16 protein-coding genes and 1 tRNA gene are annotated in these 13,753 nt (G+C 41.2%); 14 read left to right on the top strand and 3 right to left on the bottom strand.

All coding sequences use genetic code 11. The annotated features are described in order from the left end of the window. Nucleotides 1-214 precede the first annotated feature (214 nt). Genes IBX40_05940 through fpoO form a run of 13 tightly spaced genes read left to right on the top strand, consistent with a single transcriptional unit; the run spans nt 215 to nt 10,444 of the window. Nucleotides 215-616, top strand: a complete 402-nt coding sequence (locus IBX40_05940; protein ID MBE0523856.1) for an NADH-quinone oxidoreductase subunit A — start codon at nt 215-217, stop codon at nt 614-616. Beyond that, nucleotides 583-1,146 (top strand): NADH-quinone oxidoreductase subunit NuoB, encoded by a 564-nt coding sequence (gene nuoB / locus IBX40_05935; GenBank protein MBE0523855.1) that lies wholly within the window; start codon nt 583-585, stop codon nt 1,144-1,146. The genes IBX40_05940 and nuoB overlap by 34 nt, the downstream gene beginning before the upstream one ends. 30 nt (nt 1,147-1,176) lie before the next feature. Beyond that, nucleotides 1,177-1,632 (top strand): NADH-quinone oxidoreductase subunit C, encoded by a 456-nt coding sequence (locus IBX40_05930; GenBank protein MBE0523854.1) that lies wholly within the window; start codon nt 1,177-1,179, stop codon nt 1,630-1,632. A gap of 10 nt (nt 1,633-1,642) precedes the next feature. Continuing rightward, on the top strand, nt 1,643-2,773 hold the full coding sequence (locus tag IBX40_05925; GenBank protein ID MBE0523853.1) for an NADH-quinone oxidoreductase subunit D: 1,131 nt from the start codon (nt 1,643-1,645) through the stop codon (nt 2,771-2,773). A gap of 34 nt (nt 2,774-2,807) precedes the next feature. Next, a complete protein-coding gene (gene nuoH / locus IBX40_05920) occupies nt 2,808-3,839 on the top strand; it encodes an NADH-quinone oxidoreductase subunit NuoH (GenBank protein MBE0523852.1) in 1,032 nt (343 codons plus the stop codon). 12 nt (nt 3,840-3,851) lie between these two features. After that, nucleotides 3,852-4,247, top strand: coding sequence for an NADH-quinone oxidoreductase subunit I (locus IBX40_05915; GenBank protein ID MBE0523851.1), 396 nt, complete (start codon nt 3,852-3,854; stop codon nt 4,245-4,247). Continuing rightward, nucleotides 4,244-4,501 (top strand): NADH-quinone oxidoreductase subunit J, encoded by a 258-nt coding sequence (locus IBX40_05910; protein MBE0523850.1) that lies wholly within the window; start codon nt 4,244-4,246, stop codon nt 4,499-4,501. The genes IBX40_05915 and IBX40_05910 overlap by 4 nt, the downstream gene beginning before the upstream one ends. A 2-nt stretch (nt 4,502-4,503) precedes the next feature. Continuing rightward, nucleotides 4,504-4,794 (top strand): NADH-quinone oxidoreductase subunit J, encoded by a 291-nt coding sequence (locus tag IBX40_05905; protein MBE0523849.1) that lies wholly within the window; start codon nt 4,504-4,506, stop codon nt 4,792-4,794. A gap of 2 nt (nt 4,795-4,796) precedes the next feature. Continuing rightward, complete coding sequence (gene nuoK, locus IBX40_05900; GenBank protein ID MBE0523848.1) at nt 4,797-5,099, top strand: NADH-quinone oxidoreductase subunit NuoK; 303 nt, start codon at nt 4,797-4,799, stop codon at nt 5,097-5,099. 3 nt (nt 5,100-5,102) lie between these two features. Beyond that, nucleotides 5,103-7,130 (top strand): NADH-quinone oxidoreductase subunit L, encoded by a 2,028-nt coding sequence (gene nuoL / locus IBX40_05895; protein MBE0523847.1) that lies wholly within the window; start codon nt 5,103-5,105, stop codon nt 7,128-7,130. A gap of 1 nt (nt 7,131) precedes the next feature. Continuing rightward, on the top strand, nt 7,132-8,601 hold the full coding sequence (locus IBX40_05890) for an NADH-quinone oxidoreductase subunit M (GenBank protein ID MBE0523846.1): 1,470 nt from the start codon (nt 7,132-7,134) through the stop codon (nt 8,599-8,601). Between the two features lies 1 nt (nt 8,602). Then, nucleotides 8,603-10,081 (top strand): NADH-quinone oxidoreductase subunit N, encoded by a 1,479-nt coding sequence (locus IBX40_05885; protein ID MBE0523845.1) that lies wholly within the window; start codon nt 8,603-8,605, stop codon nt 10,079-10,081. Nucleotides 10,082-10,093: 12 nt separating this feature from the next. Further along, entirely contained in the window at nt 10,094-10,444 is a 351-nt protein-coding gene (gene fpoO / locus IBX40_05880) for a F420H2 dehydrogenase subunit FpoO (GenBank protein MBE0523844.1), read from the top strand. Here fpoO and IBX40_05875 read toward each other — a convergent pair. Then, nucleotides 10,441-11,721, bottom strand: a complete 1,281-nt coding sequence (locus IBX40_05875; GenBank protein ID MBE0523843.1) for a tRNA (N(6)-L-threonylcarbamoyladenosine(37)-C(2))-methylthiotransferase — start codon at nt 11,719-11,721, stop codon at nt 10,441-10,443. The two genes, fpoO and IBX40_05875, sit on opposite strands and share 4 nt — an antisense overlap. A 6-nt stretch (nt 11,722-11,727) precedes the next feature. Beyond that, on the bottom strand, nt 11,728-12,885 hold the full coding sequence (locus IBX40_05870) for a formate--phosphoribosylaminoimidazolecarboxamide ligase family protein (protein MBE0523842.1): 1,158 nt from the start codon (nt 12,883-12,885) through the stop codon (nt 11,728-11,730). Nucleotides 12,886-13,131: 246 nt separating this feature from the next. Here IBX40_05870 and IBX40_05865 point away from each other — a divergent pair. Next, nucleotides 13,132-13,202 (top strand) — tRNA-Gly (locus IBX40_05865). Between the two features lie 83 nt (nt 13,203-13,285). Here IBX40_05865 and IBX40_05860 read toward each other — a convergent pair. Further along, on the bottom strand, nt 13,286-13,753 hold a 468-nt coding region (locus tag IBX40_05860; protein MBE0523841.1), incomplete at its 5' end, for a DUF4013 domain-containing protein.

Genomic DNA, 13,753 nt, shown 5'->3' with positions numbered 1-13,753 from the left:
AAATTCAATAAGTAAGAAAAAAAAATGCGGTGGAAAACAAAACGGGAATTGCTGATCACACATTTTTGCTAATTATTCTATATATTATTATATTTGTGGAATAAAATCCAGTCGTAATACTTAAAAATGTCAGTAAAACCAATCAAGATAATTTCATAACGTTTTTATACATAGAATTCTACTCAATTCTTTAAAAGGACATTTAGGTGATGATATGACGGAGATAATTCCAATTATTGATAATTTTATACCAGTAGCTATCTTTCTGGTATTTGGATTAGTAATACCCTTGGCAATAATGTTTATAGTTAAGCAATTGTCGCCAAGAAGCAATTCACTGACCAAGTACACGACCTACGAAAGTGGTTCAGTACCTACAGGTAGTGCAAACATAATGTTCAATGTTGAATATTATGCATTAGCAATTCTTTTTGTGCTGTTCGATGTTGAGGTTTTATTCTTATACCCTTGGGTTACAGTCTATGTTAATGATGCTGTAAATATTCCCTCATTCAGTACAGGACTTGCTTTGGTCGAGATGTTCCTGTTCTTATTCGTTGTGTTTCTGGGATATGTATATGCATGGAAGAAGGGGGTTTTGCAATGGGTGAAATAGAGATGGAACTTCCACCAAATGTGGCCTTAACTACCACCAGTGCCATACATGATTTCATAAAAGGTTCACCACTACAGAAACTGGTTAACTGGGGCCGTAAGAATTCTTTATGGTTTATGACACATCCGATGGGTTGCTGCGGAATTGAGCAGATATGCGTGGGTGTGGCACACTATGATACTGACCGGTTCGGTATCATCCCGCGGGCTTCTCCAAGACAGGCTGATGTAATGATGATCAGCGGTTATGTTACCAAGAAATATCTACCTGCTCTGAAAAGAGTCTGGGACCAGATGGTAGAACCTAAGTGGATATTGATGATGGGTGAATGTGCAATATCTGGCGGTCCATGGTGGGAATCATATAGTACTGTTATCAATATGGATGAAATATTCCCTGTGGATATCTACATTCCTGGATGCCCGCCAAGACCTGAAGCTCTTCTTGAGGGTTTCATTGAACTCCAGAAGAAAATTGTAGCACAACAAGACAGGACTGTAATTCCAAATCCAGCTGATGAAGAGGTGTAAAATATGGGAGACGAACAGGCTGCGAAAGAAATAATCGACAAAACCATTATGATTGAACTATCTAACAATTTCCCGAATGCAGTTTCCGATGTGGATGTCCCCTCCCCTAACAGGGCGATAGCCAGAATCGATTCAAGCAAGGTAAAAGAAATTATGCAATTTTTATTAAACAAAGGTTTTGACCATCTTTCTTGTATATCAGGTGTGGATTATCCCCCTGATAAGATGGAAGTGGTATATCATATCACATCATACTCTGGACCTTTAGTCATAACATTAAAAGCTTCAATACCCAGGGATGATCCGAACATTGATTCACTTTTTGATATCTACTGGAATTCAAATTGGTATGAAAGGGAAACTTACGAACTTTATGGGATCAAATTTAATGATTGTCCTTATTTAAAGGTCCTATTGCTAACAGAAGAAATGGAAGGAGAATGGCCATTGCGTAAAGACTACGCAGGATATCCCAATCCAACATAGGTGATTAATAATGACGCATAAAGCAACTCAAATTACGTCTCCACCCAAACCATCTGAAATACTCCTGCATCTTGGACCACAACATCCACTGCAACCAGGTCCTTTTTTGCTTGATTTGAAGATAGAGGGTGAGACCATCAAGGAAGCAGAACTCAAGATCGGTTATATCCACAAAGGTATGGAAAAGGTGTTTGAAGACCGTACATATATTCAGATACTTCCTCTGGCCGATAGGATATGTTATCTTGCCTCTAATTCTAACAACGATGTCTATTGCCGGGGTGTTGAAGATCTATTGGGAATAGAACCAACAGAACGTGCAAAATATCTCAGGGTAATAACGAATGAACTTTGCAGAATACAGAGTCATCTATTAGGAACAGGTGAATATACCACTGATGTAGGCTTTTTGACCATGTTCATCTATATGGTGAGGGAGCGAGAAGGAGTAGTATCCCTGCTGGAAGCTATTACAGGCTCGAGATTAAACCATAATTATGCAAGGTTCGGCGGGGTCGCGAACGACCTTCCACCAGGCTATAAAGAAATGGCCTTAAAAACCCTTGGCGAACTGAAAAAGCGTATTAAATCCCATGATGACATGTTGTCCAGTGATTCAATCTACCTCACAAGGACTAAGGGTATAGGTGTATTAACTGCCAAACAAGCAAAAGAACTTGGAGTTGCAGGACCACCTTTAAGAGCTTCAGGGGTTGAGTATGATTTGAGGAGGATGGAGCCATACCTCGTATATGATGACCTTGACTTTAAAGTAATTACCCAGAATGATGGCGATGTATTTTCACGGGTCAAAGTACGACTACTGGAGATTCTTGAGAGCATCTATATTATTGAGCAATGTCTGGATAAGATACCTTCCGGTCCTTATAAGCAGGATGTAATGCCTTATATCACAAGGCCAAAACCAGGAGAGGTATATAGCCGTATTGAAGATCCGAGGGGAGAGATGGGGATGTATATTATTTCTGACGGTTCTGATAAACCATATCGATTCAGGATCCGGGGTCCTGCTTTTGCTACTGCGCAAGCGCTTCCACCATTATTGGTTGGAACATACGTGGCAGATGTAGCAGCTATTGCAGCGAGTATGGATTCATGTACAAGTGAGGTAGATAGGTAGGAGGTGCAATATTATGGGAGTATTAGATTTAATTATGGATACACTTGTTTTAATTTTTGCCACCAACCAATTTGCTCCTTGGATAAGGGGTGTACTTGGTGGACTTGTAATAGGAGCAGTATTTGGTGGAGCTCTTGTAATGGTATATCTTGAGCGGAAGTTCCTGGGAGATATCCAATCCAGGATAGGTCCCAATCGTGTAGGCGGTCGTTTTGGTTTATTGCAGTTGATTGCCGATGCGATTAAACTATTCACGAAAGAAGATATTATTCCTGCCAAAGCAGATAAATGGTTATTTATAGGTGCTCCAATTGTTGCACTCACATCTGGGTTTTTAATGGTGGCAGTAATTCCCTTTGATCTGTTAGTAATTAAAGGGAATGAATATGCAGTAGCAGTGTCTCGAATGGATATCAGTATCCTGTATCTTGAAGCAGTCTCCGCATTGGCTATATTTTCATTGTTTATGGCAGGATGGGGTTCGGGTAGTAAATATTCAATGCTTGCTGGTTTCAGGAATATAGCAAAAATGATCGGTTATGAAGTCCCATTAGGTGTTTCAATTATTAGTGTTGCTGTTATGGCACATTCATTGGATATTGTAGAAATAGTTGAAGCTCAGTCAAATATTTGGTTTATTATTTTACAGCCGCTGGGTTTTATAGTTTTTAGTATAGCTCTGTTGGCTGATCTTGGACGAATACCATTTGATCAGACTGAAGCAGAAGAAGAACTCATTGCAGGCTGGGCTACAGAGTATAGCGGTATGCGATGGGGGCTTGCATTCTTTGCTGAATATTTCCATGCAGTAGTGGGAGCATTTGTTATAACCCTGATATTCTTGGGTGGATGGAATGGCCTCCCAATTGTCGGTAACCTGTTAATCCCGGGAGTCATATGGGTTATTTTCAAGACAATGATGGTGATAATGCTTTTCATATGGATAAGAGGTGCTCTACCCAGGTTGAGGATAGATCAGGTTAGTGATCTTGGGTGGAAGGTATTACTCCCACTTGCGTTACTGAACCTTGTATGGGCAACAATAATAGGATTAATGTGGACATAGGAGGGGAAAAAGATGGTATTGAAAAATTTACATTTAACTCTACGAAATGTATATACAAAATCTGTTACGAGACTATATCCAGAAGAAATTATGGAACTGCCTGATGCATTCAGAGGGCAACAGCATCTGGATAAAGAAAAATGTGTTGGCTGTGGCATCTGTTCCCAGATTTGTCCCAATGATGTCATTGAGGTAGTAAAAAGCGGAAAATGGTATCCACAATTTGATAATGGGCATTGTATGTTCTGTGGACTGTGTGTTGAATTTTGTCCAAACGGGGCATTGTCTATGACAAAACACTTCGAATTGGCTTGTTGGACACGGGAAGAAACAATATATAGCCCTGACCAACTTGCAGCTCCAAATAAAGCTGAACTGGAAGGCAGGACAGGGGGGTATAAGAAATGATTGATCTTCAAATCATACCTTTTGCAGTAATATCGTTAATTATGATAGTTTCGTCAATCATGGTTATTAAATCAAAGGAAGTTGTACACAGTGCTTTCCATACCATAATAGTCATGATGGGTGCAGCCGGGTTCTATGTACTTCTTAATGCCCAGTTCATAGCGGTTGTCCAGATACTGGTGTACGTGGGAGCTATTGGTGTGATGATCCTCTTTGCAGTGATGCTCACTACCAGAGGAAAGGAGGTGGAGTGATTATGGAACAATTACCAGGCAAAGTTGGAAATATAATTAATTTGCTGACTGCACTCCTGTTGATAACTGCATTTGTATTTGCAATAACAACTGCATCAACATCCAATACATGGGGTGATGCCAAGTCTATTGATTATTTAGCGTGGGATGATGGCTCAACAGATATGAGTGGGATCGAACACGTAGGAGGACAGTTATTTACTAAATATATTGTACCCTTTGAGGTCCTTTCATTGATCCTGTTGGCGGCACTGTTAGGGAGTATTTACATGGCCAAGAAGGAGGAGGAATAGTAATGTTACCTGTTAGTTATTTTCTAATTGTTTCAGCTATAGTGTTCAGTATTGGTGTATATGGAGTGATGACTCTTCGCTCAGGAATCATGATAATGATGTGTATAGAATTGATGTTAAATGCAGCAAATATCAACCTGATAGCATTTTCATCACATTTCAGCCAGGTGAACGGTCATGTTTTTGTGCTGTTCAGTATTGCTCTGGCAGCTGCTGAAGCGGCCATTGGATTTGCAATATTAATGAGTATATTCAGGTCTAAGCAGAATGTCAATATCGACAACATCAACGTCTTGAGGTGGTAAGATATGGATTACGGTTCTCTTGCTTTCCTTATTCCAACCCTTCCTGTACTGGCATTCGTATTTACCCTTGCCTTTGGCAATAAACTTGGATCAAAAGTCGGATATATTACGATAGGAGCTATTGCCCTATCCTTTATAATATCTGTCATGATATTTTTACAGATATATCCTCACGGAACGATAGAGCAATCAGCTCACTGGTTCAGTGTGCTGAACGTAGGCATTTTCATTGACCCGCTGGCTATTGTGATGTTGTTGATGGTCACATTCGTGAGCATGCTCATACAAATTTATTCCCTGGGTTATATGTCACATGATCCAGGCAAGACCAGGTATTTTGCTGAAACTGCACTGTTCACAGCTGCTATGCTGGGTGTTGTCCTTGCAGACAATATCCTACAGTTCTTCATTGCATGGGAACTGGTTGGCCTGTGTTCATATTTGCTCATCGGATTCTGGTTCAGAAAACCTTCTGCTGCAGCAGCAGCTAAAAAGGCGTTCCTGACAACCCGTGTAGGTGATGTGCTGTTCTTGGCAGGTATTGTGATTTTATATTTCAATATGTATACTCATGTACTTCCTGAATTAGAAGGCCATGGAATGGTATATCTGCTACAATTCAGTACAATTTTTGAAAATCTCCTGTTGATACCTGCTAACCAGCTTACCATCATTACACTTCTGTTCTTTGGTGGTGCAGTAGGTAAGAGCGGACAATTCCCGCTTCATGTCTGGCTGCCTGATGCTATGGAAGGTCCCACAACTGTGTCAGCCCTGATCCATGCTGCTACAATGGTAACTGCAGGTGTATACCTGGTTGCAAGGACATTTCCGATGTTCATTGCAGCCCCTGAATCACTTTACATTGTAGCGCTGATCGGCGGATTCACTGCCCTTTTCGCTTCTACCATGGGATTGGTGATGAATGATATTAAACGGGTACTTGCATTTTCCACTATCAGCCAATTGGGTTATATGATGATGGGACTGGGTGTTGGTGCTATTATAGGTGCTGAAGCAGTTGGCATTGCCATGTTCCACCTTATTAATCATGCTTTCTTCAAAGCGTGCCTGTTCCTGTGTGCTGGAAGTGTTATCCATGCTGTTGGGACCAACGATCTACGTGAGATGGGCGGTCTGTTTGGCAAAATGAAGATAACAGCCACTACCATGCTATTGTCATCACTGGCACTGGCAGGTATAGGTATTCCGGTCAGTATAGGGGCCATAAAGCTTGGTACCAGTGGATTTATCAGCAAAGATGCGATCATCCTTGAAGGTGCATACTCATATATGTTCCATGGCGGTATCTATGGTTCTTTGATATTTTTCTTTGGTGTATCTGCTGCGTTGTTAACTTCAATATATACATTCAGGCTGTGGTTCATGGCCTTTACCGGAAAGCCCAGACAGGAAAGAAAAGCCCATGAGTCGCCATCAACCATGACAGTACCATTAATGATACTGGCAGTACTGGCACTGGTATTCGGAACTCTTACCTTTACACCATTCCTGCATTATCTGGATACTACATACGAGAATGAGTTCTTTGAAGAGATAGATCCTAATGGATATATTCATGGACTTGCTGAAAAGGGTGGCTACCATCTTGAAAACATTGTACATCTGGACCTTTCACATGATGCAACAATCCTGATGATCCCTGTTATTGCAGGTTTACTTGGGTTCGTAATATCATGGGCCATATATCACAAGCGTTTATTCAGTGTGGCATCGATCGGACATATGGGCAATCCATTATACAGGATACTTGCCAAACGGTACTACCAGCATGAGATATTCATAGAACTGATCTCCCTGAAATTCACTTATGGGATACTTGCCAGGGCCGGAGAGTTCAGTGATCGTAAGATAGTCGATGGCATAATAGACGCCATCAGTTCATTCATCGTAGGAGGAGCAGAAGTCTTGAAAAAGATACAAACAGGTGTGGTGCAGAACTATGCCACAGCAACAATTATAGGGATAGGCCTTATAGCCCTTATCCTCTCATTCAGGGGGGTGGCCTAACGTGAATGTACTTTCTCTAATACTGTTCATACCCCTGATTGGTGCTGCTATTACTCTGTTCACCAAGAGTCGCGAACAAGCCAGAATTGTCGCATTGGTATCATCAGTGATTCCATTGATATTGACTGTAATGTCATATCTCGAGTTCAATCCGGGTCTGGCCTTCCTGAAATTCCAGTTTGTGGAAAAAATTTCATGGATAAGCAGCCTGGGAATCAATTATTATCTAGGTGTTGACGGGATTAGCATGCCGCTGATACTGTTAAATGCTATTTTGTGTCCATTGACAATAATCTATGCATGGGGAGAGAATAAACAATCCAACCAGTTCTTTGCACTGATACTGGTGCTTCAGGCCGGAGTGTTCGGCGTATTCATGGCACTGGATTTCTTCCTGTTCTATATATTCTGGGAACTGACCCTGATACCACTGTACTTCCTGATAAGTATCTGGGGTGGTCCTAACAAGGATTATGCAGCCATTAAATTCTTTATTTATACCCATGTGGCAAGTCTTGTGATGCTTTTAGGTATATTTGCGCTGTATTTCAGTACTAATGTTAGTACCTTTGAGATACCGGTGTTGCTGCAGGCATTTTCTGACATAGCGTCTCCTGAAATGAGAGCTGCCATATTCCTGGCACTGTTCTTTGGATTCCTTGTCAAAATGCCTACCGTACCTTTCCATACCTGGCTGCCTGATGCCCATGTCGAGGCACCCACCGCAGGCAGTGTACTGCTTGCCGGTGTGCTGCTGAAAATGGGTGGTTACGGCTTGTTCAGGGTACTGCTCCCAATGATCGATGGATTGGGACCATATCGTTCAGATATAATCACACTGATGGCGGTGCTGGCTGTGGTAAGCATATTGTATGCAACATTTTTGGCACTTGCCCAAAGAGACCTGAAGAAGATGGTTGCTTACAGCAGTGTGGCCCATATGGGTTATGTGATGCTGGGAGCTGCCGCGTTAAATTTCATGTCAGTGAGCGGGGCAATGTTCCAGCAGTTCAGTCACGGACTGATCACTGCCGTGCTTTTCATGAGTGTTGGCGTAATACAGCATAGTGCACATACCAGGATCATAGGAGACCTGGGTGGCCTGGCCCACAAAATGCCTAAACTAGCCTTCCTGATGATGGGCGGGTTCATGGCATCATTAGGCCTTCCGGCAATGAGCGGTTTTGTAGCTGAGTTTTTAGTGCTGACAGGTAGTTATATTACGCTGCCTGTATTTGCGCTACTTGCAATGCTTGGTATCGTTGCTACCGCCGGTTATCACCTTTGGGCTATGCAGCGTGCGATGTTTGGCAGTTACAATGAGAAACTGGGAGATCTTCATGACCTGGCATTCTATGAGATGATGCCTATGGCAATATTAGTGCTATTGGTAATTCTATTCGGAGTTTATCCAGGACCTGTGATTGACATATTTGATGCTGCTAGTAGGATCATTCCAGGAGTGATTTAATATGAGTATAATAAATTTAATGTCCCAATTTGCTCCAGAATTGATATTGACCATTGCAGCCCTTGCAATTATGATAATCGGTCTTGGACTGGGAGCACAAGAAAAAAGGGTTTTGGGATATATTGCTGCATTATCTCTTGTTGCTGCAAGTATGATAGTCATACTCAGGGGAGTAGGTTATGTGCAGCTTGAAGGTGTAATAGCAGACTCCTTAACTATCGATCCAATGAGCCAGTTCTTTAAACTGACCTTCCTACTGGTATCACTGATCGTGGTTATTGCATCCATTAAAGAGTTTGATAACCATTCGAATCAGGATGAGTATTATACTTTGATACTACTGGGGACTATCGGTATGATGGTGGTGGCCTCAGCTGTGGATATTGTGACTATCTTCATCGGATTTGAACTGGCCAGTCTGTCTACATATGCACTGGCAGGGTTCAACAAAAAGGATCCTGGCAGTATAGAAGCTGCCATAAAATATTTTATTGTAGGTGCACTGTCATCCACACTATTGTTGTTCGGTCTTTCATACGTTTATGGTATGAGCGGAGGACTTACTAATATTGGTGAACTTGCAGTATTTTTCAGCGCTAACCCGGGTGTAATTCAGACTCCTATAGGCATAATGGCTTTGATGCTAATTGTAGCTGGATTTGGGTTCAAGATGGCACTTGTGCCGTTCCATATGTGGGCGCCTGATACATACCAGGGTTCTCCTACTGTAATCTCAGCACTGCTTGCAGCAGGTTCCAAAAAAATGGCTTTCGTAGCTGCTTTCAGAGTATTGCTCATTGCTATGATAGCTATAAAGGTAGATATTGCACTGGTATTTGCAATTCTGGCTGTCCTTACAATGACCATAGGCAATGTTGTGGCTGTAAGTCAGAGAAGTATCAAACGAATGCTGGCTTATTCTTCAGTAGCTCAGGCCGGATATATTTCACTGGTATTTGTGGTAATGTCACCTGAAGCACTGACTGGCGGTATACTATACGTGATGTCCCATGCGTTTATGAAAACAGGGGCTTTCATTGCCGTAGCAGCATTAGGATATGTGCTGTTAAAAGAGAACAGCGATGCTAAGGAGGTAGATCACCTTGACAGATTTGCAGGCTTAGGAAAGAGATCACCATTTTTAGCATTCAGTGTAATGGTGTTCTTGTTTGCATTGGCAGGAATTCCGCCAACAGCAGGTTTTGTGAGTAAATTCTACCTATTCTATGCCGTGCTTAAAGGTGGCTTTTTAGGTCTGGTAATTATAGCCATATTAAACAGCGCATTGTCCCTGTATTATTATGCAAGGGTTGTGAAATATATGTATGTGCTGCCACCGGAATCACCTGAGAAAATGAAATTGCCAATTGCTTATACTATAGCTATACTTCTGGCATTGATTGGCGTACTTTCGATAGGAATTCTTCCTGAACCATTTGTCAACTGGGCAGCCAGTGCAGCTAACGTAATTGGACTATAGGTGGTGAGTAAAATGGCAGATTGTGAATTATGCGGGGTGGCAAGACCCACCCTTTGTCCTGTAAAAGTGGATGTCCCGGCATATAGAAATGCATTTCCAACTGGAATGTGGATGGGTATTTGTGAAGAATGTACCAATGCATCCCATGAAGCAAATGGGCTTCGTTCAAAAGCTGATGGTAAGAAATGCTATCTCTGTGGAATAAAAGGAGTTGATCTATTTACCACAGATATTAAGATCCCGGATTTCAGCGAACCATATTACAAGGATAAAAGCAGGCTATTATGTGGACCTTGTCTGGAAGCAGCTGAAAATGCATATAACAAAAGGCAGAAAGAGAAAGCACACGAAAGTCACCATTAATGAATAGGGGTCAACTCCCCTGTTTTTTCTTTTCTTTCTTTTTTTTTTTTAAAAATTTGTTTTCCTATTAGATATGTGGTTTTTGAATCAATAATATCTACTTCACACCAGATTCCTAATGGCAAATTTTCTTTTATAACAATATTATGATATTGTAAATCTCGCCCGATAGTAGAACCATTCTTACCAGTTTCTGTAGTCAATAAACTCACAGTTTTACCAATATTGTTCTGTAACAATTTCTGGTTTATTTGATGATGCCTGATAGATAGCATTCTGGTACGTTCTTTTTTATTCCAATCCGGCATATCATATAAAAGCGAAGCAGGTGTTTTGGGCCGTGATGAATATTTTGTGATATTGACTTTTAGAGGCTTTATCTCATTAAATAATTCCAATGTATCATTGAAATCCTGTTCAGTTTCTGTGGGATACCCCACAATGAAATCTGTTGACAGGACAATATCCGGAAACCCAGTACGGAATTTATTTACAATATACTTAAAATCCTCTACAGTATGCCGCCTGTTCATATGTTCCAATATCTGATCAGAACCCGATTGAATTGGAAGATGTAAAAACTTGAAAATATGACGGTTATGGAAGGAATCCACCACTTTGTCAACGATATCGAGTAGGGTAAATGGGTTCATCATACCTACCCGCAGCATATAGTCTCCTTCAATACTTGTCACGGCCGTAAGCAGTTCTGGCAGTCTATGCCCTGTATCTATTCCATAAGCTGCCGTGTCCTGTGACGTAAGTTGTATCTCTTTTGCACCCTGCTGTACCAATGATGCCATTTCAACAACAATATCTGAAATTGGTCTGCTTTCCAATTCGCCTCTAGCCTGTTTTACAATGCAATAAGAGCAGTTACCTGTACATCCCCGGGAAATGCTGACAATGCCAGTCACTCCGTGCAGGATGGGGATTACCGCCTCTTTCATCATGGTGCCGTTACCTAGAATCCCTGGTATATCTTCAATTGAAGCAGGAGTTACTGACTGGCATTTTATATCTACAAGGGCTTCAGGCTGGGCTGCTGGTAAACATCCTGTAGCAACAATTTGTTTCCCTGAATCTGACACCGAATGAATAAATTTCAGGACATTCCTCTGGGTGGTCTGGGTAACAGTGCAGGTATTTACTACTACAAGCCCGGCTGAATCTAAAACATCTGTAAAAGTATGTCCCTGAGCTGAAAGTATCTGCTGGATTTTAATACTGTCAGCTCTGTTGGCAGTGCAGCCAAAGGTTTTAATATAGATTTTCATTTAGATTCAGGTCACTATCTCGTCGAGTCTGTCCATATCTATTGCATTCCTGATCTCCAATGCCAGCCTTCTACCCGAACTCATGGGTATACGCCACTGTGTATTGCCGTAAGGGTGGCCCACTGACATATGGACGTTGGTACCACCGCCCACCCTGGGAGCTACATCATATATGTGGAAATTCAAATCCTTATCAACACAGGTTTGCAGGCAGAATGGACCGATGATGCCGGGGTCATAAAACTTTTGAGTGGCTGCCACATATTTCTCTGCCAGTTCGAATGCTTCTTCCAGCAGTGATTCCCTCAATGTGGCTGAATTATGACCACATACCGTATATTCCGGTGTGAGCTGGTTTTTATTAAGGGTCATCTGTTGTGGTGCTGGCAGTCTGACATGTCCGTCCAGACTGGTCTCAAACCGCCAGTCAATGCCTAATAATTCCAGTGGACTTAGCTCCTCTTCAATGGGTGAATAAAAGAAATCCAGGTTAAAGACCGGACCTATGATATATCTCTCAATTCGGGCATTTTCAAGAGCAGATTGTGTAATGATATTCTGTTCGATCAGGGATTCTGATTTTTCCACATATTCTTCATAGGATGCTGCAGAAAAGAAACCTCTCTCCAATTTTTTTACAGCGTGGGGCAGCTTGACCATGACAAGTTCATCAATATCCTGGGGATCATCCAGTTTTTCAGGATATGGTAGACCCGCTTTATCCAGCAGCCAGTAATAGTCATGCTCTTCCCCACGTTCTTCACTCCTAAGCAGATTTCTGCTGCCAACAAGTGGTACACGAAAGTCATTTTCCACAGCATCAATACTGCAGTAGGAAGTAAAGGAACGGTTTGGGATAAACAACACATTCTTATCGATCAGGTCCTGCTGGGCATCAGATTTAGTGAGTTCATCGAAACCATCATAAATTACCCAATCATCCACTACACCTCTTTGTACAAAGCCTTCATCGTCACATAAGGTCCTGAAATATTTTGTATATGTCTTTTCCCTGCCCCTACGGCAAACTGCATATGTACTGAAACCTTCTTCTATGGCACCGTCGAACACATCCAGAGCCGAATGAGAGGCAACAGCACCGATTTTGTAATCTGTTTGATCGTATTCATTAAGGATATCAAGGATTTCATTTCTATCGATCATGTTAATTTTTCCTCTAAAATTATGATTTTCAATTTAATCTATTATGAGGTTAGGGATTATAAAAATGCTGATTTAGAAAGCATAAGAATTAATATTCAGTAAAGCGAAGTAATGATAACTGATAATTATATCCATCAACCTGCGCAAGGGATACTGAGGTCATTGATTCAATAATTATACCTCTGGAGGGGCCCACTTGCCTCAGGCTTGAAGAATATAAAAAACCATAATAAAATAATGCAATAAGCGGCCGTGGTCTAGCGGTATGACAGTGGCTTCCCAAGCCACTAATCCGGGTTCGATTCCCGGCGGTCGCATCTAAAAAATGTTTTAGGTATTTTATTTTAATAATTAGAAAAAAAAAATATATCCTGGACTATACCAGGGAAATCTATTCAAATTATGCGCTGGATTCAGTGTATAATTTGCCATACATATGTGCGCCGACTGTAATTATATAGAAGTTTCCGAATATTATCATTATCCAGCCAAGGATTGGTATTAAACCGATCATTCCAAGAATCATACCAAGTACAACAATCACAATATATGCCAGAATATAACCTCCGATAACAGATTTTATTCTGGATAGAATTTCTCCTATCCTGAAAGCAGCACCAAATGAATCTTCTTTTGCATAGATTGATAACGCCATTGGTATCATTAGGGAAATTATCAAGATGAGTATCCCTGAAACTAATATCCCAGCAAACGCACCTCCAAAGTCACCTATTGCATTTGGATCATTTGAATTAATTACATTAGCAATAGAACCCCCGACAGTTGCCCATAATATTATAAGTGGAATTATCATATATATTAAATAAATAACAACCATTACAATTCCCTTTATAAATAAACTGCCCCA

It is taken from the genome of Methanosarcinales archaeon (genome assembly GCA_014859725.1).
GTDB lineage: Archaea > Halobacteriota > Methanosarcinia > Methanosarcinales > Methanocomedenaceae > Kmv04.
This window is presented reverse-complemented; position numbering and strand designations above follow the sequence as displayed.